General features: G+C 61.1%; 20 protein-coding genes. 8 read left to right on the top strand and 12 right to left on the bottom strand.

Annotation, left to right across the window (positions count from 1 at the left end):
* Window positions 1-247: 247 nt before the first annotated feature.
* The 5 genes from C8264_RS17680 to C8264_RS17660 form a co-directional block, all read right to left on the bottom strand.
* Complete coding sequence (locus tag C8264_RS17680) at window positions 248-523, bottom strand: hypothetical protein (RefSeq protein ID WP_162783739.1); 276 nt, start codon at window positions 521-523, stop codon at window positions 248-250.
* Between the two features lie 487 nt (window positions 524-1,010).
* Window positions 1,011-1,718 carry a diguanylate cyclase domain-containing protein gene (locus C8264_RS17675; RefSeq protein ID WP_162783738.1) on the bottom strand — a complete coding sequence of 236 codons (708 nt, stop codon included), beginning with the start codon at window positions 1,716-1,718 and terminating at the stop codon, window positions 1,011-1,013.
* Between the two features lie 324 nt (window positions 1,719-2,042).
* Window positions 2,043-2,240 (bottom strand): hypothetical protein, encoded by a 198-nt coding sequence (locus tag C8264_RS17670; protein WP_108462306.1) that lies wholly within the window; start codon window positions 2,238-2,240, stop codon window positions 2,043-2,045.
* 355 nt (window positions 2,241-2,595) lie between these two features.
* A complete protein-coding gene (locus C8264_RS17665) occupies window positions 2,596-2,808 on the bottom strand; it encodes a hypothetical protein (RefSeq protein ID WP_162783737.1) in 213 nt (70 codons plus the stop codon).
* A gap of 349 nt (window positions 2,809-3,157) precedes the next feature.
* On the bottom strand, window positions 3,158-3,367 hold the full coding sequence (locus tag C8264_RS17660; protein ID WP_108462304.1) for a hypothetical protein: 210 nt from the start codon (window positions 3,365-3,367) through the stop codon (window positions 3,158-3,160).
* Window positions 3,368-3,468: 101 nt separating this feature from the next.
* Here C8264_RS17660 and C8264_RS22275 point away from each other — a divergent pair, with 101 nt between their 5' ends.
* On the top strand, window positions 3,469-3,795 hold the full coding sequence (locus C8264_RS22275) for a hypothetical protein (RefSeq protein WP_162783736.1): 327 nt from the start codon (window positions 3,469-3,471) through the stop codon (window positions 3,793-3,795).
* Window positions 3,796-3,924: 129 nt separating this feature from the next.
* Entirely contained in the window at window positions 3,925-4,380 is a 456-nt protein-coding gene (locus tag C8264_RS17650) for a hypothetical protein (protein ID WP_108462303.1), read from the top strand.
* A gap of 105 nt (window positions 4,381-4,485) precedes the next feature.
* Here C8264_RS17650 and C8264_RS17645 read toward each other — a convergent pair whose 3' ends face one another.
* Window positions 4,486-4,800 (bottom strand): I78 family peptidase inhibitor, encoded by a 315-nt coding sequence (locus C8264_RS17645; protein ID WP_108462302.1) that lies wholly within the window; start codon window positions 4,798-4,800, stop codon window positions 4,486-4,488.
* A 1,222-nt stretch (window positions 4,801-6,022) separates the two neighbouring features.
* Here C8264_RS17645 and C8264_RS17635 point away from each other — a divergent pair.
* Together C8264_RS17635 and C8264_RS22965 are read left to right on the top strand one after the other, a co-directional pair.
* Window positions 6,023-7,720: a methyl-accepting chemotaxis protein gene (locus tag C8264_RS17635; RefSeq protein WP_245893346.1), complete on the top strand. Its 1,698-nt coding sequence runs from the start codon at window positions 6,023-6,025 to the stop codon at window positions 7,718-7,720.
* A complete protein-coding gene (locus C8264_RS22965; RefSeq protein ID WP_108462300.1) occupies window positions 7,620-8,183 on the top strand; it encodes an ROK family protein in 564 nt (187 codons plus the stop codon). Before C8264_RS17635 ends, C8264_RS22965 begins: the two co-directional genes overlap by 101 nt.
* A gap of 125 nt (window positions 8,184-8,308) precedes the next feature.
* Here C8264_RS22965 and C8264_RS17625 read toward each other — a convergent pair whose 3' ends face one another.
* Entirely contained in the window at window positions 8,309-10,090 is a 1,782-nt protein-coding gene (locus tag C8264_RS17625; RefSeq protein WP_108462299.1) for a hypothetical protein, read from the bottom strand.
* A 154-nt stretch (window positions 10,091-10,244) separates the two neighbouring features.
* On the opposite strand from C8264_RS17625, the gene C8264_RS22775 reads away from it, so the two are divergent.
* Both C8264_RS22775 and C8264_RS17620 read left to right on the top strand, forming a co-directional pair.
* Entirely contained in the window at window positions 10,245-10,370 is a 126-nt protein-coding gene (locus C8264_RS22775) for a hypothetical protein (RefSeq protein WP_281261464.1), read from the top strand.
* 12 nt (window positions 10,371-10,382) lie between these two features.
* Window positions 10,383-11,159 (top strand): metallophosphoesterase family protein, encoded by a 777-nt coding sequence (locus C8264_RS17620; RefSeq protein ID WP_108462298.1) that lies wholly within the window; start codon window positions 10,383-10,385, stop codon window positions 11,157-11,159.
* A 198-nt stretch (window positions 11,160-11,357) separates the two neighbouring features.
* On the opposite strand, the gene C8264_RS17615 is transcribed toward C8264_RS17620, so the two are convergent.
* Genes C8264_RS17615 through C8264_RS17600 form a run of 4 tightly spaced genes read right to left on the bottom strand, consistent with a single transcriptional unit; the run spans window position 11,358 to window position 20,357 of the window.
* Entirely contained in the window at window positions 11,358-12,752 is a 1,395-nt protein-coding gene (locus C8264_RS17615; protein WP_108462297.1) for an HlyD family type I secretion periplasmic adaptor subunit, read from the bottom strand.
* Complete coding sequence (locus C8264_RS17610; RefSeq protein WP_108462296.1) at window positions 12,749-14,899, bottom strand: peptidase domain-containing ABC transporter; 2,151 nt, start codon at window positions 14,897-14,899, stop codon at window positions 12,749-12,751. Before C8264_RS17610 ends, C8264_RS17615 begins: the two co-directional genes overlap by 4 nt.
* A 19-nt stretch (window positions 14,900-14,918) precedes the next feature.
* The gene (locus tag C8264_RS17605; RefSeq protein ID WP_108462295.1) at window positions 14,919-15,233 is read right to left on the bottom strand and encodes a hypothetical protein; all 315 of its coding nucleotides are present in this window, start codon (window positions 15,231-15,233) and stop codon (window positions 14,919-14,921) included.
* 27 nt (window positions 15,234-15,260) lie between these two features.
* On the bottom strand, window positions 15,261-20,357 hold the full coding sequence (locus tag C8264_RS17600) for a DUF4082 domain-containing protein (RefSeq protein ID WP_108462294.1): 5,097 nt from the start codon (window positions 20,355-20,357) through the stop codon (window positions 15,261-15,263).
* On the opposite strand from C8264_RS17600, the gene C8264_RS22265 reads away from it, so the two are divergent.
* Window positions 20,341-20,655 carry a hypothetical protein gene (locus tag C8264_RS22265; protein ID WP_205245724.1) on the top strand — a complete coding sequence of 105 codons (315 nt, stop codon included), beginning with the start codon at window positions 20,341-20,343 and terminating at the stop codon, window positions 20,653-20,655. The genes C8264_RS17600 and C8264_RS22265 overlap by 17 nt on opposite strands.
* A 460-nt stretch (window positions 20,656-21,115) precedes the next feature.
* Here the strand turns inward: C8264_RS22265 and C8264_RS17595 are convergent, their stop codons facing one another.
* On the bottom strand, window positions 21,116-21,343 hold the full coding sequence (locus tag C8264_RS17595; protein WP_162783733.1) for a hypothetical protein: 228 nt from the start codon (window positions 21,341-21,343) through the stop codon (window positions 21,116-21,118).
* 147 nt (window positions 21,344-21,490) lie between these two features.
* Between C8264_RS17595 and C8264_RS17590 the strand changes: the two genes are divergently transcribed.
* On the top strand, window positions 21,491-23,365 hold the full coding sequence (locus tag C8264_RS17590; protein ID WP_245893341.1) for a putative bifunctional diguanylate cyclase/phosphodiesterase: 1,875 nt from the start codon (window positions 21,491-21,493) through the stop codon (window positions 23,363-23,365).
* Window positions 23,366-23,390 lie beyond the last annotated feature (25 nt).

Here is a 23,390-nt window from a genome sequence, read left to right as displayed (position 1 = left end):
TCGCGATCTCATCGGCGGTCTCGAGCGCTCCATATGTGGATGCACCGTCTTTTGCAACCAGAGCGGTTCAAACAAACAGCGCCCAATCAAGCCGATCGGGACTACGCTCCTGCCGATGCCATGACCAACGCCTTCTTGATGCTGGAAAACAGCTCTGGAGAACCGGATATACCGAACGGCCTCAGGGCCCCCCGTGGGGATCGCTGCCCCTCAAGCACACTTGCGCCAAGGCATTCTTCTGTCTAGCTCAGAACTTATGCTCTCCCGAGAGGCCGTACCCCTCCTTGTTCACCCCGCCGCTTAGTTTTGATGCGGCCAGCATGTTCTTGTTTGCGCGCAAAAACCCTCCGAGATCATCCCTCCACCCGTATGCCAGCACCGGCAATGCCAATGGAGCGAGTGCCAGCAACGAGATGCCATGCCCTAAAAAATGCTGCCAGGCGCCTATTCCGATCATTGAAATCGCACTTGCCACGGCTAGAAAAGCCGCAAGCGCATTCCGGTCCCGCACCTTCTGCGTCACAAATTGCCTGTAATCCCCATAACAAATCCCACACAGCCATACCGTATGCTTTTGGAGTCCAGGCCATCGCCGAAACGCAGCGCAAATCTCCTTGGGAGTTCGCATCGCGCAGTTAGCACACTGGCATTGTTCCGACGGCATAGATATCTCCTTGGCATTCATGGTGACACCGGTGCCTCTGGACCGCGAGCGCCCCACATCTCACCATATTTGGTCCGATTGCGCTTGGCCAATATGGGCGCCTCCAATCCGCTTCGACTGAATACTTGTGAATCTGAATCAAGGCGCCTCTGCTCTGCAAAACTATATGCAGCTGTGCCATAGACCCGCAGCCGGGGCAGGATATACCGCACCATCGCATTCCACTATGGCGCTTTGATAAGCTACGTCCGGTGACGTTGCACCCATTTCTACCCAGCTTGATGAAGACTCTGGCGATTGTTTGGCACATCTGCGCGGCGACAAACAAGGTGAGACTCAGCGTCAATCAGGCCGCGCAATTTTTCAGCGTCTCATGATCGCGGTCGGCCCGGTAGCTTGGTGGTTTTCTGGAATGGCTGAGGGACATGTCTGTCCGCGCGCTTAGCAGCTGTCCAAAGCTGCGCAACGCGGTGCGAATGACATGGCGGTCCAGGGCCGCTGCCATGCCAAAGCGTTCGGCAGCCGGGATGAATTCCGCAGGGGAAACGAGCCTGCCGTCGCGGGATCTCAACCTGACCAGAACCTCGATCCTTCCCGCGGCCTGATCAGGCCGATCCAGCACACGGATTTCTTGGCCGAACAGGACGAGGCGCCCCTCGCCCATTCCTGTAGCCAGATCAGCCACCAGCTGCGCCGCAGTCATCCCCGAGCCGGACGGCTGCTCGGCTTCAAACTGCCAGCAATTTCGCCCCATGGATTTGGCGGCGTAACAGGCATCATCGGCCCGCGCCAGAACATCGGCGGGCGTCGTGCCGGAGCCATCGACAACAGCGAGCCCGATGCTGGCACCCAGTCTGGAGCCAGAGGCGCTGGTGGGACCAATTTGCCGGATGGCGTGCAGCATGGCTTTGGCCGCAGCCCTGGGCTCCCCATCAGCGATATTCAGAACAAGGGCGAACTCGTCACCCCCCAGCCGTCCCATGACAGCCAAAGGCAGTGCCGTGTCCTTCGAACGCCGGCCGCAGCGCGCCCTGGTCATCGCGACCAGTGCCATCAGCACCACGAGCGTATTCGGAGAACAGAGGTCGGAGAGAGTCAACTGTGCAGGTTGTTGCTTACCGTCTACTTCACTTTCCTTGGTCGATCCGAAGCGCCTTCCACTATCGTTGTCGCAATAATGCCGATAGCTCCGATTGCGCCGAGAAGCGCAAAGCCGGCGAGCGTCATAGGGTCAGCATGGCGTTTCTTCCCTTTGGCTTTCCAAGACCAAAGGCAGGACCAGCGCAGACGTTCCACTATCCGAATAGAGGATAGGGAATGTGACTTTTTCTCAACATCACACTAATGGCTCATATGCACAAACCTGCGGAGCTCAAGGTCAATCAGCCGGTTCGACGCTAGCAACCGCACGCTCGAGCAGGGCGATAGGCTTCGGCACTGTCGAGTAACCGGAAGCGGTTCGCTGCACCACGACGAAACCCGCTGAGCAAAGATCCTCGGAAAGCTGCCGTAGATCGCGCTTGTCTTCTCCGGTGAAGGCCTGACCAGAATGCAGGGTAAACTTATAGCTTGTCATGAATGCTCCGTTGTTGCCGGCACCATGATCTAGCTCATTGAACAATCTTCTAACGCGGCGCTGCTCGGGCTTTGGCCGATAGTTCCGGACCTCGGCTTAATCCCCGGCGCGCTTGCCGGGAGGCGCAAGAATGTCGCGGGTGGGAAGGTTCGACCTGCCGCCCCAAGCGTTACTGACGCACTGCATCACGCCCCCGGTCGCTTAGTCCCGGGATCGGCAGGATGGTTTACTGTGTCGCCTTCATGGACGTTCCGCACGGAAGCTGCTGGTTGGGCAGACGCGCGCAGAACAGTGTGCCGGTGTTGAGTGCTACTATCCGAACGGCTTTGTCGAACAAGGCCCCGGCATAGGGCGGCTATTTCTTTTGGCGCCCTATATATTCCTCCAACTCGCGCTTGATCATCAAGAGGCGGCGGCCATTGGCTGTATCTAGCGCCGCAGGATTGTCCTCTATCCACCTTTCACAGCCAAATAGTAGAGTTCTAAGGCTTGCGGTCGCCTGCCCGTCATCCAGATCGCCCGCGTGATCCCGCCAATGGAAAATGCCGATCAGATAATTCGGGCTCATAAATTCGTCTCTGACGGGTTGCACAACGCACGACGCAGACGCCCCAATCTGCAGTACGATTCCTAGTGTCATGCACCATCGCCAAGCGCAAGCGCCCAAAAGGTTGAGGCCCGTGGTTGAAGGCGGGGTTGGCCACACGCTGTCGTCGCGTCGCTATATTGAGGACGGGTCTTGCAGCTTGCCTGCCAGACGCTTCGCAGTCTGGCCAATTTTCAGGCGAACCGAGGCGCCACGTCCAGATACCCGCCGACTCTAGTCGTTCCGGGGTGGCCGGTGAGCGCCAGGGCCTGAACGGGAAAAGGCTTCAGTGGAAGGTAGGTGAACCTTGAATTTGGTCACTCGACTTTGCTCATGCCCCGGACCGCAGCTTGTTGATGCGCTGCCAAATCGCTTCGGCGCGGGCTTCTTCCTGATGGTAGCGCTCCAACATTTCATCCATCGGCGCATCCCAGTTGCCGCTCAGCCGCAGTGCCGCGGCCGCTCTGCCGCATGTCAGATGCAGCTCGGCATACAATTCGTGGAGTTCCTCGGCGGTCTCAGGATCCAGTTCTTTGTTCATAAAGGAACATGGAGCGGTCTCGATGGCTCAATTACACGATGCAGCCGCAGCAAGCCCACGCAAGCACATTGGGGAGTGCAAGCCCGGCATCGGCGGCTCGCGTGCTGGAACAATACCACTGGTTCACCGAACTCGCCATTGATCAGACTGGCTGTGCGCGACCGGGTGATGACGCCGGCATAGGTTCCGAGCGCCGCCATCCGGCTGGCCTCCATCTCCGCCTTGTCCTCGGATACGACCCGTCGCGGCTCGAATGCGGGCTGCAGGTCGCCCTCGTCATCGCGAACGAAGCCCATCAACACCACCAGCGTCTTCAGCTTCCGTTCTGGCGCCTGGCCCGTCGATATTGGACGCTTCCACACCTGATCGCTCCTGCCTCGGATGTTCCCACCGCACCGAAAGAGAACATTGCGAGAAAAAGGGTGTGAGAAGAATCAACTTGCAGCTGCTGCGGCAGAACGGTTCAAAAGCTGGGAATGGTACCTCGCTTACCGGAACGGACCACGGCCCGGAGTGTTTCGTGCCTGCAGGCCAGCCAGCTTGATGGTCGAAACGAGATGGAAACTGATCAACTCAGTTATATTCGTGCCGAGATCCGGGCGAAGATCGGATTGCTCAATGACCGGCTGAACGCCCTGATGGCTTCCCAGTCGTTCCTGGTAATTGCCTACGCCTCGACGCTGAGCAGCGGTTACGGCGATTTCCGTACCCTGTTCATCCTGATCCTGCCGCCCTTCCTTGCAGTGCTGGGGGCGGCCTTGGTGTTTGAAGCACGCCCAAGCCTGAAGGCGGCATTGCAGGCCATAGAACACTGGCGCGAGCGTGAGGCCGCGCTTGTGAGCTCGTCCGCCGACTATGCCCCCTACACCCTTGCCGTGGACGAAAACGCGCGCCAGGCGGTGGCGCGCAGGCAGCACCAGGGTCGGCATTTCGCGATCCGGGCCCCCATCATCATGCTGGTCGCCTGGTTCGTCTTTTTGCTGTTGCCGTTCGGCCTGTACTTCGCTGGTTGAGCCGGTGCCGACTTTCAGGCTGAGCCGATTCCAGATGTTTGTCGATCCGCGGCGGACGGGAAAATCGACCTGGGCCAGGTGCGGGACAGCCTGATCGAGGCTGCCTCAACCGCAGCTTGCGCGCACCAGATTGCCGGAGCCGTCGATCTCGAGGTTCAGGCGGGGCTCGCTGTAGTTCTCAATCACAGCCTGGCCGGGGGCAATCACCCGTATGTCGCCTTTGGACCTGACCGGAACCCCGCCGACACTTGCATCGGCTGCGGAACTGCCAGCGACCGGTTCGCCGAGCTTGTCCTGAAGTAGAGACGCTCCGCAATCGGTAGGGGGAGGCAGTTGAGCCGCGGGCGGGACAGCGTTGGTGCATCCGGAGATTGCAAATGCCAGGCCGCCCGCTACGAACGGAAGGAAGTGAAGTGTCATCGGCTGCTCCTAGCGTGTGACAACCAGGGTATCCGATGCGTTCATGGTCAAAGGAAAGCTGTTGGATTGTACCAGGGCAAGGAGGTCGACGGGCCTTGGCGACGCCGGCGGCTCGCGCTCTAATTTCGGCAAGAACAGGATTGTAGCCGCGACGCCCATCAGTGCGATTTTGACGAGGAAGGGCAGTAGACGTTTCTCACGAGGGATGTGCATCTGACCGAGTGGCCTGGTTCACCTCCCGGCGGCGCGCCAGGAGTGTGCTGCATACCTCACACGATCCGGTGCTGCATTATAGGTGATACTGAAAACATGGTTTCCAACGGCGGCGCCCGGTGGCCTGAGGGAGGTGGAAAGAGGCCAGGACGGGCTGCAAGCTCTATGTGTCGGTCACGCCCTTCGCCGCACTTGCTCAACAGCCATGATGCTCAGAGCCTTGACTTGGCCATTGGTCCATAGGTCAGGGCGCGGCTGGCGCGATGAGCCGGTGGCGATTTGCTCAGGCGTTTTGTTATAGCCCGGATCCTGGGGCGGACTCAGGAATGGGAAACCTTGAAATGGCAAGCTTCGAACTGGGTCAGCCAACGAGCACCGGAAATCGTGGCCCTGCCTTTGCAGGGTCGGCAGAAGGGTGGTCGCCAGGCCTGCTGAGTTGAGCGCTATTTGGGCAAATGATCGATAACGGCACTAATCACGCAGCGCCGTATCATCTCACCTGATCATACTGGTGCGGATCGAAAGATGAGCGTTCGATACACCAGGGAAGCGTTGGCAAGCCAGCGTGCTCATGGCAGCGGCACATTCTAGTCCAGAACCAACCAGAATCCGCCGAACTCCTGGACCTATCGCTCTCACCTCTTGCATGCTGCCCCGTCGGCCGCTTCATTTTAAGCGGAGATTTACCGACTCCGTTCACTCTGCCCTTGGACGCGAAATGAACACGGCGGCAGGGAGCCGTCGTGATCGCTAAATGGTCGGCAATGCTCAGTTTTTTAACGTGGCGTATTTGCAGAACTGAATGCCCGCAGTGGCCCGCTTGCAGCCAGGTCAAAGTCGCTTGCAGTGCAGCGTCACGGCGAACAACAGCAGTAATTTCCCACTTCATTTTACCACTCGGCCGGGCCAGATGGGCCAGCGAGAGCATGGGCTAGAAAGGCCGTTTATGATGCGTGCATTCCTGGGCAGAACTTCGAACAACGACGATCGGGCCACGGTGGATGCAATAATGCGCAGTCAGGCGGTGATCGAGTTCACTCTCGAGGGAACAATTCTGACGGCAAACCAGAACTTTCTCGAAACGCTTGGCTACGAACTTGCCGAGATTGCCGGCAAGCACCACAGCATGTTTGTCGATCCCGGCTATGCCCGATCCGCAGAGTATCAGCAATTCTGGGCTGATCTGGCCGCCGGAAAGTTCCAGTCGGCCGCCTTTAGCCGTATTGCCAAGAATGGACGGGAAATCTGGACTCAGGCCAGCTACAATCCGGTGTTCAACAAGGCTGGCAAGCCCGTCAAGGTGATCAAATTCGCCACCGACATCACCGAACAGAAGAACCGGGCCGCCGATCATGAAGCGCAGATCGCCGCCATCGGTCGCGCCCAGGCGGTGATCGAATTCGATCTCGCGGGCAGCGTGCTCGGCGCCAACGAGAATTTTCTCAAGACGCTGGGATATCGGTCCGAAGAAATCGTCGGTAAGCATCACCGCACCTTCTGCGATCCTGCCTACACGCAGACTGCCGACTATGCCAAGTTTTGGGATCGGCTACGCGCCGGGGAATACATTGCCGCCGAATTCCAGCGGTTCGGAAAAGGTGGCAAGGAGGTCTGGATTGCGGCCTCCTACAATCCCGTTCTTGATGCGAAAGGCCACCCCGTCAAGATCGTTAAATTTGCGACGGACATCACCGAGCGGAAGCGCGCCGAAGGCATCATTGCCCAACTCACTGCCAGTTTGGCTAAGATGGCAGAAGGCGATCTCAGCGGCCGGATCGATACCCAGTTCACCGGGCAATACGAAGAGCTTCGATTGGCGTTCAACCAGTCGTTGACCCGTCTGCTCGACATCATCCGCGGCTTGCAACAGACCTCCCGTTCGCTGCGAACAGCCACTAGCGAAATTCTTTCCGGCGCCAACGATCTTTCCGAGCGCACAACACGGCAGGCAGCGACCATCGAACAGACATTGGCCTCCATCGAGCAGCTTTCCGCGGCCGTTGTCGAGAATGCCGATCGAGCGACTACCGCCAGCCAGAAAGCGCGCGGAGTTTCGAGCAATGCCAGCCAGGGCGGTATCGTCATGAACAACGCCAACGCTGCGATGGCCGCGATCGAGACCAGTTCAGGCAAGATTTCCAATATCATCGGCTTGATCGATGATATTGCCTTTCAAACCAATCTGCTGGCGTTGAACGCCTCAGTCGAGGCCGCGCGAGCAGGGGACGCCGGCAAGGGGTTCGCCGTTGTAGCCGTTGAAGTTCGGCGCCTGGCTCAATCGGCAGCGCAAGCATCCAGTGAGGTCAAGGCGCTGATCGAGGCCAGCGCCAGCGAAGTCAAGATTGGCTCCCAACTGGTGGGGCAAGCCGCGGAAACCTTGCAGGACATTCTGGCCGGCGCGGAGGAGAGTTCGGGTCTCATCGAGTTGATTGCCCAAGCCAATCGGGAACAGTCCGCAGCGCTTGGCGAAGTGACGGTTGCCGTCAGGCAAATGGACGAGATGACTCAGCACAACGCGGCCCTTGTGGAACAGACCAACGCGGCCATCGAGCAAACCGAAGCCCAGGCCTCCGAGCTCGACAACATTGTCGATGTGTTCAAGCTAGATGGTGGCGCCTCGACAAGCGAGGCGGCAGCGGCCCTGCGAGCGGGACCGGCGATGCGCAATGGCGGCAGTTTTGCACCGGTGCAACGGAAAACAGGCTGAGGCGGAAAAACCGACATGCGGCGATTGTCAGTCCGGAGAACCGCCTCGGATCGAGGGTGAGGCACCACACGCATGCCTCAGCCTGGTTCTGGATGGCCGGTTGGTCGACAGCCTGAACGGATTGGCCGGTCATGTCAGCTTTTCATCCTCGCGGCTCGGAAGTTCACTCTGCGGGTCAGACCGGCACGGCACTGTCGAAAGCGTGGCCGGTGGTCGTGCGATCGCCGAGGCCGCCGGACTGCCAGATGCACGTGCCGTATTCGACCATGGCAGTTTCGAGCCGGTTATCGACCGCTCCGCTGCCGCAGTAGCAGGCCTGATTGCGGACCTGACGGCAATTCTTGGTCTTGATCGGCTTGCCGTGGGCGGCAGTATTGGGTTCGCCGCGGGCTATCTGCCCCGGGTGATAAGCCATTTGGGCCTGGAGCCTTCGCTCTTCCAGCCTCAGATCGTGCCTGCGTAACCCGTTGATGACAGTGGCCCTCATTGGAGCACTGCTGGCCGCTACCGACGTCACCTGAAACGAGATTCGCTTTTTAGAATTTGGCCCCGGCACTTGAGCCGGAGCCATGAGGGTCTCCGTTCCGCTTACATCACATCGGACGGATCGATGAAGAGGGTAAGTGTACCGCCCTGGATAGTTGCGCCGATCACCTGATCGAGCGGGATGCTGGCCTGCTCCAATACGTTGGAAATCGCAGCGTTCGTGTCGATGGCAGACCGTATGGAATCGATCTCTGCATCGACAAGGCTGCGCTCGCAACCATCGATCCGCACCAACTCCAGGCTTTCGGCGGAAACGATTGCCTGGGGCGTGGCATCACGGCCATTGGCCAGAGCCAACACACCGATACCGCAGCCTAGCGAAGCAATGCCGAAGCGACCTTCGGCCTGAGCCGAGGATGATGCGGCTGTATCGGTGACCGTATCGGCAGCATCATCGGAGCCGCCGCCCGCGTTGCCGTTCGCGCCGCCATTCGCCCCTCCGTTATCCTCACCTCCGGTGCCGGTGCCGCCACCGCCGCCCTCGCCAGCGCCGCCGTCATTGTCACCCCCATCGCCATCACCATTGCCACCGCCGTTACCGTTGCCGTCTCCGCCACCACCGGTGTCGCCGTCATCCGAATCGCCGCCGCCAGGCGCCAGCCCCACATCAAGTTCCGCAAGATCGCCAACACTGAGATCTGCCAGATTGCCCTCATCACCAAGCAGCCGCAGTTGAATGGGGGTACGCAGCGTCTCGGGAAGTACATCAAGATCCAGCGAAGCAAGCTGATCGTCCGAGAGCAGATCCAGGTCGATATTGGCCAGATCGTCTACTGGCATGTCAGCGAGGTCGTGCCCATCACTCAGCAGGCGAAGTTGAACCTCCGCCCGCTGGTCATCCGGCAAGAGGTCGAGGTCAACTGCCGCTAGTTCCTCATCGCTCAGCAGGTCCACATCCAGCTCCGCCGTGTCACCTATTCCGAGGTTGGCCAGGTCACTCTCATCGCCCCCAAGCGCGACGGTGACTGTGCGATCCAGAACGATCACTTCGGTAGCGCCGTTCTCTACGATCTGAACCGCGAGCACGTCGGAAAGATCGATACCCTCCTTGCCCAGGATCGAGGCCAACTCGACGCTGTTGGAGAGCGCATCGATTAGCTCCGACCGCCCGTCACCGCTCGACTGAATTGCCGCCTCGATGTTCGCCATCGCCTCTGCGCCCAACAGCTCTGCGACCACAACGATGGACACACGCGTGTCGTCTATTGTGGCGTCCAGATCGATGTCGGCCAGCTTGGGGCTGGCAATCAGGCCGAGCAGGGCATCTGCGCGGGCATCGTCATCGCCAATCGAGCCGATGCGAATGTCGCCCGTGATCAGGGTGTTGCCACCAGACGGGCCGGTCGCCGGCACGTCGCCTCCGCCGGTGGCGCCGATATTGGCGTCAAGATCGATGAGTGTGCCGCCATTGGGGCCGGTGTCACCAGCACCGCTGGACCCTGATCCTATTCCCAAATCGACGTCCACCAGGTCAGCATCACCATTGCCGATTGATCCGGACCCTGAGCCGACGCTTGCGTCGACGTCGACCAAGTTCCCATCGTTCTCCGACCCGCCAGAATCGACACCCAAATTGGCATCCACCAGCCCGTCCTCCGGTTCCGAGCCTCCAACGCTGACACCAGCGTCAACACCTAGACCGCTTTCGCCCCCGACTTCAGCGCCGGCATCGACATCCACAAGACTGTCGCCTCCGATGGAAACGTCGGCATCTACCCCCACGCCACCCAGATCAACACTGAGGTCCTGTGCCATGGAAATTTGTGGTGTGGTGATGAGTGCAGCTGCCAAGGCAACTGCGGATATGTGGCTTTTCGTCCGCATTGTGCTCTCCTCGTGAGTGAGGGGCAAACGCCACACTTTGCTGAAAAGTTCACGCGTCTGCGATCCGGGATTAACGATTGCTTACCGGCGAGCGGCAGAATGGGATGTTCCTGTATCGGGAAGACTGCCGCGGCCCGGCGGAGCTCCCGCTGCATTGTTTTTCGGTGTTGCCACCGTTGCCGCTGTGCATTCTCTGGTTGATTTCAGCTTCGAAATTCAGGCCAATGCCATGCTGTTTGTCGCTCTGCTTGCCATGGGCATGCCGACGGCTCCGGATTAAGCGAGCCACATCATGATAAGAATCCTGCGATCGCTCTTCGGCCCCAAGGCGCCCCGCGGTGCCTTCCGGAACCAACTAAGTTTTCCTGCTTGGCCGGCCGCCGTTTACGCCGTGGGCGACGTCCATGGCTGCCTAGATCAGTTGCGTGCGCTCGAGCAACTCATCACGACAGATGGCGAAGCCATCGCCGGCGAGAAGCTGATTGTCACGCTGGGCGACTATGTTGATCGCGGGCCCGACTCCGCGGGCGTGATCGAACACCTCATGCGGCCATTGCCTCATGACTTCGAGCGTGTGCTCTTGGGCGGTAACCACGAAGAACTTATGCTCAACGCCATAAAGGGCCTTGGCGACGAGACTTGGCTTGAGTTTGGGGGCGTCGAGACAATCCGCTCCTATGGGATTGACGTTGCGCTGTACCGCTCATCTCGGCCTAAAGCTCGACAGACTATGCTGCAGAGCCACATACCGCAGGATCACCTGAGCTTCCTCGAAGGTCTGGCTCTCAGTCTACAGCTCGGGCAGACAGTCTTCGTGCACGCGGGGATCAAAAGGAGTATTCCCGTCGCTCAGCAAAACCCCAACGATTTGGTCTGGATCCGTAGGGAGTTTCTTAATGCTTCCCCCACGGATGGTCTGCTGGTCGTACACGGGCACACACCAGCAAGCGAGCCCGAACTTGCCCCGGGACGCATCGGCATCGACACCTGCGCATTCGCCACCGGCCGTCTCACCGCGGTGCGCTTGATAGAGGGAGAAACACCGGCTTTTTTTACAACCGGCGATTAAACAAGACGGAACGCCAAGAGCCGACCAGCAGCTCAACTCTTTCGATATAGACCAGGTCGTGGTCAACCCGCTGACGTGCAAGCTCGGCGTTGGTCGTGGGTCCGCTCAAGCCGTTGGCCTGAGCCCGGCCCGTTCGTCCCTGCAAGCGCGAACAACGGGGGCAAACGACAGCAGGAAAGCCGCCGCGATCTTTCATCCTCACGGCTCCCGCAGGCTTTCATCAAGCCCGCGGATCAGCGGGTACAGGAAGTAGGAAATGACGCTGCGCTGGCCGGCGTGGATCTCGGCCGAGACCGTCATGCCAGGCAGAAGCCGAAAATCCGGTGAGACGTTCCGGAGTTGTTCCTCGCCCAGAGCGATGACCACCTTGTAGAACGCAGCGCCCCCGGCTGGGTCGGCGTCAGCAGGCTTGGCAAAGGAATTTTCGCTGATCGAGGTCACTTCCCCGGTGACCGTCCCGTGTTTTTGGAACGGGAAGGCATCGAACTTGATGCGGGCCAGGTCCCCCGCCGCCAGATGGCCGATGTCATTGCCCGCCACCGTTACTTCCACCTCCAACGGCACATGGAGGGGCACCAACGTGATCAGGGGTTCGGCCGGCTGCACGACCGAAGCTACTGAGCGTTGCGCGACCTCGAGCACTGCCGCATCGGCTGGCGCAACCAGTTCCGCCATCGCAGTCCGCAAGGCAACTTTGCGCAATTCCTCGCTGGCGCCGGCGTTTTTCTCCTCGAGGTCAACCAGCGCTTCGGTCGCGAGCCGGCGATAATCCTCGATATAGTTCTGCCGTTCGGCCCTGATCTGCTTCAACTGTTGACCCGCCTGCGCGTATTGCCCCTCAAGCTGGGCCATGCTCACCTGCAGGTCGAGGGAAAGATCCCGGCTTTGCAAGAACGACAGGCGCGATCCGTTGCCGGCGTCGGCGAGCGTTTCGTGCATCGTCTCGATTTCCTTCAGCCCCGCAATGCGTTCGGCCAGCACGGTCTGTTGCGCCGTCGCCGCGTCCATCATGGCCTGGCTATGGGCGATCTGCGCATCGAAATCACCCAGCTTTGCCTCGTAGGCAGCCTGGCGCTGCCGGGCCAATTGCCCCTGCATTATCGCTTCCGCCGATGCGCCTTCCGGAGGCACGAACAGCTCGCCTGCCAGTTCCGCCCGCGTCCGCGCGATCTGCGCCTGGAAACCAGCAAGCTTGGCTTGCAATTGCCCAGCATCGGAAGAGGTGAAGGTGGGGTCCAGCCTTGCCAGCAACTGCCCCTTGCGCACCACGTCGCCCGGTTTCACCTCCATGGCCCGGATGATCGATGTTTCCAGCGGCTGGATCACCAGGGTGGGCTCGCTGGTGGTCAGCCTTCCTGGCGCGGTGACGATCTCGTCGATGCGCGACACGCTGGCCCAATAGATCGCGCAGCCAATCGCTGCGGCCACCAGGTAAAGCGTCAGGCGCGCGGTTATCGGCGGGCGGCGTTGCTCCAGCGCAATAGCATCGGTCTGGAAATCCACGATTGCTGCCTGTTTGGCCGGCGGTACCAGCTTGAGATGCGCCGGCTTCTCGGGTGGAACAAGTTTGGGTTTTTTCCTGGTCGCGCTCATCCGACAAGCTTCGTTTGCTGGTTCCAGAGATGCCGATAGGTGGTGCAACGCGACACCAGCTGCCCATGCGGACCGACGTCGACCAGCAGGCCCCGGTCGAACACAAGGATTGAGTCGGCGTCGGTCAGCATCGACAGCCGATGCGACACGATGATCACGGTGCGGCCTGCGGCGATGCCCTTGATGCTCTTCTTGACGATGGCTTCGCTTTCGGGATCAAGCGCGCTGGTGGCCTCATCTAGGATCAGGATCTTGGGGTCGGTGACCAGTGCCCGGGCAATCGACAGTCGCTGGCGCTGCCCGCCCGACAGGTTCTCGGCGCCTTCCTCGATCACTGTATCGAAACCGCGCGGCAGCAGCTCGATGAACTCCAGGGCGCCCGCGAGCCTTGCAGCTTCCACGATCCGCTCGAACGTGGCATCGGGTTTGGCCGCCGCGATATTGTCCCGCACTGTTCCGCGGAACAGGAAACTGTCCTGCAGCACCACCCCGACATTGCGACGCAAATGGTTCAGATCGAGCTCGCGTACATCGTGCCCGCTGATGCGGATCAGACCCTGCTGGACAGGATAAAGCCCCTGGATGAGCCGCGTCATCGTGCTCTTGCCGGACCCGCTGCGGCCAACCACGCCCATGATGCTGCCCCCGGGAATGGAAAAGCTGATGTCGTTAAGCGCGAACGCTCCATCCTGCAGATAGCGGAATGCGACATTCTCGAAATCCACCCCACCCGTAATTTCGGGGCGCAAGCCTTCGCTGCGGCCGGAGCGCTCTGGTTTCTGGTTCATCACCTCGCCCAGCATGCGGACCGAGAGCGCCACTTCCTGGTATTCGTGCACCATGGTGACGATCGCCACCAATGGTCCCGATACGCGGCTTGCGAGCATGTTGAAGGCAATCAGCGCGCCCACCGTCATGGCGCCGTCAAACACCTGCAAGGCGCCAAAGCCGATGATCGCCACCGCCATCAGTTTCTCCAGCAGGCCAGTGATTGCCTGGGCCGTGATGGAGATGACCTCGACCTTGAACCGGGTATTGATGGTCTGCGCCGAGCGGTCGTCCCAGACCCGCCGCTGCAACGGCTCCATTGCAAGAGATTTGATCGTGCGCACGCCGTGAATGGTTTCGACCAAAAGGCCCTGCCGTTCCCCTTCGGCGGCATAAAGCGCTGCCAGCCGTTTGCGGAACGGCACGATGAGCAGCGCCACGATCAGCCCGATCAAGGCACTGAAGCCGAGCACGACCATGGACAGGGTAGGGCTGTAGAGCACCAGCACGGGCACGAAGACCAGCAGCGACAGGGCATCGAGCAGGGTGAGGAACAGCCGGCCGGTCAGGAACTCGCGAATGCGGCTCGATTGCTGCATGTGCTTGACCAGGACACCAGCCGACGCCTGTTCGAAGAAGTTGATCGGCAGGTTGAGCAGGTGCCGGAACGTGCGGGTAGCGACCCTGATGTCGATGCGGTTGGTGGCATAGATCAAAAGGTAGCGGCGCAGGAACACGAATAGCGCCTCGAACGCCAGCGCAACGCCCACTCCGACGGCCAGTACCACCAGCGTCGCATAGCTTTGGTGCACCAGAACCTTGTCGATCACCAGCTGGAAAAAGATCGGGGTCGCCAGCCCCAGCGCATAAAGAAACAGCGCCGCGACAGCGACATCCATGAACAGGCGGCCCTGCTGCAGGATTTCGGGCACGAACCACTTGAAGCCAAACGGTTGCTCTGCGTCCGTGATGCCATAGCTGCGTTTGGCCAGCAGCAATTCGCCGCGCCAGCGCTTGGCGAACTGGTCGAGCGGCACCGTGATCAGGCCACCAATTGCCTGCGCCAGCGGATCGAACAGGCGCAGGATCACCGCGCCCGCCTCGTCCTTTTCGGCGCCCAGCACAGTCACCCAATTGCCGTTTTCGAGCCGTGCCATTGCCGGAAAGGCCTGGCCCAGCCGCAGCAGGGCGCCTCGGCCCACCTTGGTGCGACGGGCGCGCAGTCCGGCATCGCGCGCCATGCGCAACATCAGGTCGAACCCGATCCCCTCGTCGCCGATGGCATAGTCCGCGACCAGCCGCTCGGCATTTCCGACAAGGCCATTGTGGCGCAGCGTAGCCGCAAGGCATTCCGGGCCCGTTTGAATCTGCGCCTGCATGGCCGCTCAACCCCAGGGGTTATTCGAAGTTCGGTGACGCGTTGAGGTGAACACCCTTGCCATTGGGTTTGCCGGCAGCCATCGCCGCTGCAAATTCCGGCGGCTCATTGCGCCGAATGGCACCAGCCTCGATCAGGCCATTCATGGCTTTTTGCAGCACGTCGAAGCTGTTGGCGAAGCCTTCCAGCGACATCACGATGCGCTGGCGGTGTTCGGGGGCCGGTTGCCCCATATCGTCCCGCATCGTTGCCGAAAGGCTTACCATATCGATGCGCACCACCGTGCCCGTGACGGTAATTTCGCCGATTGCGTCGGCGTAGAGTTCACTTTGCATAATACCAGATCTCCTGTGTCCGCTGGCTCAGGACGCCAGCTGTCCGTTGAAGACGACGTCGACGTAGTAGTTGGAGGCGTTATAGCTGTTGGTCGGGAAGGCGCTCGAGCTGCCATAGGCATAGAGCCCGTTCCCGCCGCTCGAAGTGCTCGATGGTGCCGTCAGCGGACCCGCGGCGATGGCCTGGTCGAAGCCGTTGCCGGAGGCGGAGTAATTGCCGTTGCTGTGGTAGGAAACGACATAGGTGGTGCCGGCCGTGATGGAGATCGGGGTGGCAAACGAGGCCGTCTGCCAGCCACTCGCCGTTTCGTTCTGGAAGGTCAGCGTACCCAGATTGGTGCCGGTGGCGCTCCACAACGTGCCGGTGTGCGTGCCGGTATTCTGCGGCCCCTTGTAGAAACGTATCCCCGTAATCGTGCCGTCCTGGCTGCTGGTAAACTTCATGCCCAGTTCAACCCCATTGGGGTCGTTGACCGTCGTGGTGGTTGGGGTCGCCGTGGGGGCAAACAGTGAAACGCCGGGCGCCGGAGCGGAAACCGTCAGGGCGACATTGGCGGAAGCCGTTCCGCCGCGGCCATCCGAAATGGCGTAGGTGAAACCTGCATTGCCGGTGTAGTTGGCGGTCGGCGTAAAGGTTACGATGTTGTTCTGCGCATCGAACGCCACGGTGCCGTTGCTGGCGCCACTGACACCGGTGATGCCGAGGCTGTCGCCATTGGCATCGCTGTCATTGGCCAACAGGCTTGCCGCCGCAATTTGCAGTGGAACGCCGCGTTGTGTCCCCAGCCCAGCATCATTGGCCGCCACCGGGGCAATGTTCGCACTCTGCTGGTAATAGACGTCGACCCAGTAATTGGTGGCCTGGTAGGTCCCGGTCGGGAAGATCGAGCCGGAGCCATAGGCGAACAGACCGTTGCCGCCGCCACTCGTGCTTGGCGGAGCCGTGAGCTGCCCGTTGGTCGTGGCCGAGTTGAAATAGCCGCTCGTTGCCGAATAGAACCCGCTATTGGTGTGATAGGAAACCACGTAGCTCGTACCCGCCGTCACCGCTATCGGGCTGCTGAAGCTTGCCGATTGCCACCCCGAAGCGCTTTCGTTCTGGAAGGTGACCGTTCCGAGCTGGGCGCCCGTGCTGGTCCACAGCGTTCCGGTATGGGTGCCGGTATTTTGCGGGCCCTTGTAGAAGCGCATTCCGGTTATCGAGCCGCTTGAGGCCACCGTGAACCGCATGCCCAATTCGACCGAGCTTGCATCATTGACGCTCACCGTGGCCGGGGTTGCGTTCGCCGCAAATAGCGTACTGCCGGCAAGCGGCGCCACGACATTCAGCGACACGGCCGCTGAGGCAACGCCACCGCGCCCGTCAGCGATGGAATAGTTGAAATTGGCAGCGCCGGTGTAGCCGGCATTGGGCGTAAAGGTCACGACATTGGTCTGCGAATTGAAGCCAACAGTGCCGTTGGTCGCTCCCGTTACTCCCGTGATGGTCAACGCATCGCCATCGGGATCGGTGTCGTTGGCCAGAAGGCTGGCGGCCGCAATCTGCAGGGCCTGGCCCTGCTGGGTGCCATATCCCGTGTCACCCGCCGCGACCGGCGCGCGGTTGGCCGCAGCGGTGACATTGAGCGTCACGCTGGCGCTGGCAGTGCCGCCCCGGCCATCGGAAATGGCATAGTTGAACGAAGCCGCACCGGAATAACCCGCATTGGGCGTAAAGACGACGCTGTTGGATTGGGCGTTGAACACTGCCGTGCCATTGACGGCACCGCTTACCCCGGTGATCGACAGCGGATCGCTGTCAGGATCGTTATCGTTCGCCAGCAGCGTGGCTGCTGCCAGTGTCAATTGTGTGTTGGTCGCTGTCGAATAGCCGGTGTCATTATTGGCAACAGGCATCCCATTCGCCGCAGCGGTAGAGCTCAGGATCACGTCGACCCAATAATTGCTGCTCTGATAGGTGCTGGTCGGCATCACATTGGCGGCGCCATAGGTGAAGAGCCCGTTGCCTGCAGCCGGCGCGGTCAACAGGCCACTGACGTGGTCGGTGGTGAAATAGTTCGGCGTCGTCGCGTAATTGCCGTTGCTCTGGTAGCTGGCGACATAGCTGGTGCCCGCAGTGATGCTGACGGGATTGCTGAACTGCAGCGTCTGCCAGCCGCTGGTGGTCTCGTTGACGAAGGTGCCGGTGGCCAGCAAGGTGCCGGTGCTGCTCCACAGCGTGCCGGTATGCGTGCCGGTATCGTTGGCGCTCTTGTAGTATCGGATCCCGGTGACCATTCCGCCGGCGGAGGCGACGAACCGGACCCCCAGATTGACCCGGCTTGGATCGACGGTCGTGAGGTTTGCCGGCGTGTCCCCTTGTTGGAACAACGAACTCGTCGAAACCGAAGTCACGACCTCCATATTGACCAGCGCCGAACCGGTGCCGCCGCGCCCATCGGATATGGAATAGCCGAAGGTCGCCGGGCCGATATAGCCGGCATTGGGCGTGAAGGTCAGCGTTTGCGCCTGCGCATCGAAGGCAATTGAGCCGCCCGACGCTGCACCGGCCCCGATAATGGTCAGCGCGTCATTGTTGGGATCAGTATCGTTGGCGAGCAGCGTTGCTGCCGAAAAGGTGATCGAGGTACCCTGGGCGACCAGAAACCCATTGTCGTTGTTCCCGACGGGCGCGTCATTGGCGGTCGGCACGCCGCTATAGATGACGTCGACCCAGTAATTACTCCCGGACGACGCTACGTTCGGAAAGGCACTCTGGTCGGCGTAGGCGTAAACTCCGTTTGTCGCCGTGAGTGCCCCTCGGGTGTGGGGCGTCGAAAAGTAATTGGCAGATGCGGCATAGCCCTGGCTTGTGAAATAGCTGGCGACATAGCTGGTGCCCGCAGTGATGGACACCGGCGCATCGAAGATGACGGTCTGCCAGCCACTCTGTGTCTCGTTCTTGAAGGTGGCTTGCGCCAGCAGGGTGCCGGTGGATGTCCAGAGCGAGCCGACATGCTCGCCCGAATTTCCAACGCCCTTGTAGTACCGAATCCCAACGATGCTGCCGGACTGCGCTGCAGAGAAAGTCACCCCGACATTGACTTTGGCCCCGTCAGGATCAAGCGGCACACTGGGCAAGTCGTTCGGGCCAAATAGATTGCCGGACCCGCCTGGGTCCACTGTAATCGTTACCCCCGCACTGGGCGCCTCGAGATTGATGCTGTCATCAACGGCGCGCGACAGGATCGTGTAATTGCCGGCAACGATCGGCGTCCAGGAATAGGTCCAGCTTGCGCGTCCCGTTGCGCGGTGCCAGGAGGCGCCACCATTGGTGGACACTTCGACAACAGCAACCGCGCCGCCTCCCGTGTCACTGGCGGTCCCCGTTACCGTGTAGGTCTGGGCGGCGGTCAGCGGCCCCGTTGCTGTTGGTGAGGTGATGACGCTCGTGGGCGCAACATTGTCCGTGCTCTCGTTCGCGACAACCAGGCTTTGCATCAGCGTCGTCGGCTGCACCCCCATGTCGGCAAACAGGTTGATCATCGCCTGTTGCACATTGGGGTCGGTGGGCGTTGCCTCATTGTCGTGGTGACTATCCAGCCCCCAGGACCAGTAGACAGTACCGGCGCCGAACACCAACGCTCCGCTCGGCGCGCGGTACAGCGTCAGGCTGTGGGATGCGGTGCCGGGTCCGGTCGCATTGCCGTAATCGAGCAGCAGGGTGTTGACGTCCACCGTGGTCGAGGAGAGCGGCACCAGGCCTGCCGGACGGAAACCATTGTCGACGTCGGAATCCCATTCATAGCCGAGCAGATTCTGCGTCAGCGTAAAGACCTCGCCGGGGTCGAGGTCCGCCACGTCGGTATTGCGCCAGAACCGCAGATTGGACATGTCATAGGGCACATCGATCGCATCGAGCCGGTAGGAATCCACCGTGAACATGGTGCCGGTCAGCGCATTTTCCGGCTCTCCGGACCCAAACGTCGGATCGCGCCAGGTCGACGTTGTGCCCTCCGTGTCCGAATTGGTGTTGTCCCAGCGCTCCTTGTAGGACACCAGCGTCTTGTAGGGCGTGCCCGTCCCGTCAATGCTGGCTTCCCAGCGAGTTTCCCAATAAACCTCGTTGCCGCTCCAGAACGACAGGTTGACCCCGGCATCGCGCGCGGCCTCCACATTGTCGCGTTGATCTCCGGACCAATATTCGTCATGGCCGACCGACAGGAAGATCTTGCCATTGAGCAATTGCGCAGCATTGGCCGCCGTATCGATGCCCGAGATATAATTGACGTCATAGCCATTCTGCTCAAGAAAGCGGATGGCGGGATATTCGGCCCCAAAGACATAATCCTGCGGCCCGGCGGCAAATCCGCCATCGCGCGTGATGATCGGGCGATTATAGCTGACGGCACTGGCGCGGCCGGCACGGCCGCCGTTGTCTATGCCGCCGTAGAAATTGTAGCCGCCCCACCAGTTATAGGCCTGCCAGGTCGTGTCCGACGTCTGGAAGGTGATGTCGCTCGGCGCCTCATCGTCGCGCACGATGAACGGGATCATGTTCTCGCCGCCCGATCCGTCAAAGCGGGTCAGCTTGGCGAAATACACCCCCGAAACTGCATCTGCCGGAATGGCCCACGACGCAGATACGGACCAGTTGCCGGCATCGACCAGTTTGGTTTCCGCATCGAACAGCGGCAGTGGCTGCACCTGCGCGGCCGCAAGGTCGCGGTCGATGGAGTGCACCAGGCGCGCACCGTCGCCGCCGTAATAGCCCAGCCGGTAGATGTCGATGCGGTAGTCCCTTGAATCCGTATCGATCTTGAAGTCGACGGTTTGTCCGTGATTGAGCGTGAACTGGGCGGCATAGCCCTCGATGGAGGCATCGGCCGTGCCGATCATCCAGACGCTTTCCGGCGTGCCTTGCTTCTGGTTCTCGAGCACTATGGCGTTCGGGGCGACAGCAGCCGCAAGCGCCGGGCCCGCAAGCCCTTGCTCGGTCTGCCCAGCCGGCGCAATAGCCTTTCCGCCAATGCCGTCGACAGTCTCCGGCTCATCCGTGGGCTCGTAATACATCAGCACGCGCTTGGCATAGCCGGTGGGCCGCCCATTGCTGGCCGCCGGGCCGCCGGTGCGAACCGAACACATCGTGCAGGCCCGTCCGGTGCAACTGCCGCACGGCGTTGTCGCCGCAGCCGAAGTCCAGCTTGCCCGCCAGCCCGCATTGGCCGACACATACGGCGACGCTTGCTCCTGTGAAGTAGGCGCAGGCTCGCTAGCTGCAGCCGCCGTCTCCAGGCTCGTCCGGGGCTGCGAAACCTCCACCGAACCGGGCGCCGCTGCTGGAGCCTCAACATCGGCTGTTTGCCACCCGAGCGGAGCACTCGCAACTGGCGGCACCGGCCCGCTGGATGGCGTTGGTTCGGAATGGAGCGCTTCGGTCTGATCACCCGGCCGGGACAGTGCGGGAGTGTGGGTCTGCACATAGGCTGGCAAAAAGCCGTACACTGGCGAACCGGCACCAAACGCAAAAAAACTGCGCCGCGTTGGTGCATGGCTTTGCCATGGACGCCGGTTGGAAGGGGTGAACTGTGGGGTGCCCGCAGCCGATGCAAGCGTCCAGGGTGCGGAATTTTGGGAGATGTAGCTCCTGATGTCCTTCAGCCGGTTTCTGGACTTCTGCACCATTGAAACCGGTACGCTCTGGGCGATGTGATTGAGCGGCGAACCCGGGCGGCGGTCGTTATCCCTTTGTTGTGTCACCTTCGCCCCCACGGTTCGGAAGGTCACAACGCTCTCACAAGCCCCTATGGCGCGGAATAAGCCAAACGATTAGCCGCAGCGGGCTATGGGGCTTGTCCGTAGCCGCCGGTCAGCGGGTCGTGGATGGCAACAGAAGGTCATTTTCAACCGCTGACCACATTGTCGATGATCGGCGTCTCGCCCTCTCCAGCAGCACTTCTCGCCACGGCCAAAGCCTCCGCCAGCGTCTCCGGATTGTCTCCAGCCAGCGCCATCGCGGCGTCGCTGATGCGGAACACGCCGCATCGGGAGCAATCAAATTCGGTGTAGTCGGCTGTCCTGGCACGAATTTGGGCAGGATCGCCAGTGATCGGGCAGGGGGTCTTGGTCATGAAATCCTCCATGCAAAGGTTGGGAACGCTCCCGAAACGCTCTGGTTGCTGTAGCGCTGTCCCTGAGTCGTCGCTAACGACCGGTTAGCGCGGCTCACAAAACCTTAACCATCCGCGGAACCGAGCCTTCATCCAGCGGCGCTATTCTTGCAGCCTGACCTGAGGCTGATGCAGATGAATGCTGGCGATACCGGAGCCCTGTTGCGTTTACAGACCGAGGTCCTGGAGGCTGTTGCCTGCGGAACAGGTCTGGCGGCGGTCGCGGATCTGCTATGCCGCCGCGCCGAAGCCCTGGCGCCCGGCGTCATCTGTTCCATCCTGACCGTGGATGCCGATGGATTGCTTCATCCCCTGGCGGCGCCCAGCCTGCCGCAATCTTACTCCAGCGCCATCGACCGTTTGCAGATGGGCCCCAAGGCCGGCTCGTGTGGTACGGCGGCCTTCCGGCGCGAGCCGGTCGTCGTCTGCGACATCGACACCGATCCGCTCTGGGAGGATTTCCGCCATCTGACACAGCCACTTGGCTTGCGGGCCTGCTGGTCAAGCCCCATCCTTGACCAGGACGGGCAGCCCGTCGCCACCTTCGCCTTCTACTATCGCACCAGCCGCGCCCCGGACGACATGGAACGCAGCATCGTTCAAACCTGCGTCCATCTCTGCGCCATCGCCATCGAGAACGATCAGGTCCGCGAACGCAACCATCGTCTCGCCTATTTCGACGCGCTGACGGGCCTGCCCAATCGCGGCCATTTCAATGGCCTGCTTGCCACCAGCATCGCCCGCAAGGAGCGCTTTGGCTTGCTGCTGGTGGATATCGACCACCTCAAGGCGGTAAATGACACGGTCGGCCATGGCTTTGGCGACATGCTGATTCGCACCATAGCCGAGCGCATTGCCGGCAGCGATCCGCGGCTCACCGCCTGCCGGCTCGGCGGCGATGAATTCGCCGTCCTGGTTGCCGATTGCCGCGATGCCATGGATCTCGGCAAGGCCGCCACCGCCATGCTCGCGGCCGTACGTGGCCCGATCAAGGCAGGAGACCAGACCCTTGATCCCCATATCACCGTTGGCGGCGCTCTCTTTGGCGATGACGGTGCCGATGGGGCGTCCCTCTGCCAGAATGCCGACTTCGCACTCTATCATGCCAAGGAAATGCGCCGCGGCGGCTATGTCCGTTTCTCGCCCGATCTGCGCACATCCATGCTCGAACGCGTGCGGATGGTGCGCAACCTCGACCAAGCCATGCTCGAAGGGCGTATCCTGCCCTATTACCAGCCCGTCGTCAGGCTGGACACCTCCGAGATCATCGGCGTTGAAGCCCTGGCCCGCATGCGCATGCCCGATGGCCGTATCGCCGAGGCCAGTGAATTCCACGCGGGCCTGTCCGATCCGCGCATAGCCTATCAGATGACCGGACAGATGCTGGACCAGGTCGCCAGGGACGTTCGTGCCTGGCTCGATCTGGGCATGGATTTCCAGCACGTAGGGATCAACGTCACCACCGGTGATTTCCAGCGCGGCGACCTTGAGCAACGCATAGTGGACGCCTTCGCCCGCACCGGCGTGCCGCTCAAGCATGTCGTGCTCGAGGTCAACGAGGCCGTCTATATGAGCGGCATCGACCAGATGGTGCCAAAGGCCGTCGGTGCCTTGCGCCAGCACGGATTGCTGGTGGCGCTCGATGATTTCGGCACCGGCTTTGCCTCGTTGACCCATCTGCTGAGCTTCCCCGTCGACATCATCAAGATCGACCGGTCCTTCGTGAACCGCCTCGGCGATGACCGGGCTGGCGATGTGCTGGTGGGCGCCATCATCGACATCGCCCGCAAGCTCGATATGCGCGTCGTGGCCGAGGGCATCGAGACCCCGGCCCAGGCCGCGCTGCTGGACGCATTCGGATGCACTCTGGGGCAGGGCTACCTGTTTTCCCGGCCGGCTTCCTTTGAAGAGACCACCGGTCTGCTCCGGCTGTTCGCTCAAAAGCGCGACCCCGCCGCTGTGCAGCCGCGCCGCAGCGCTTAGCGCCATTGCCATCGGCCGGTGATTG

Origin of the sequence: Devosia naphthalenivorans, from assembly GCF_003056355.1 — a bacterium.
GTDB classification, from domain to species: domain Bacteria; phylum Pseudomonadota; class Alphaproteobacteria; order Rhizobiales; family Devosiaceae; genus Devosia; species Devosia naphthalenivorans.
This window is presented reverse-complemented; position numbering and strand designations above follow the sequence as displayed.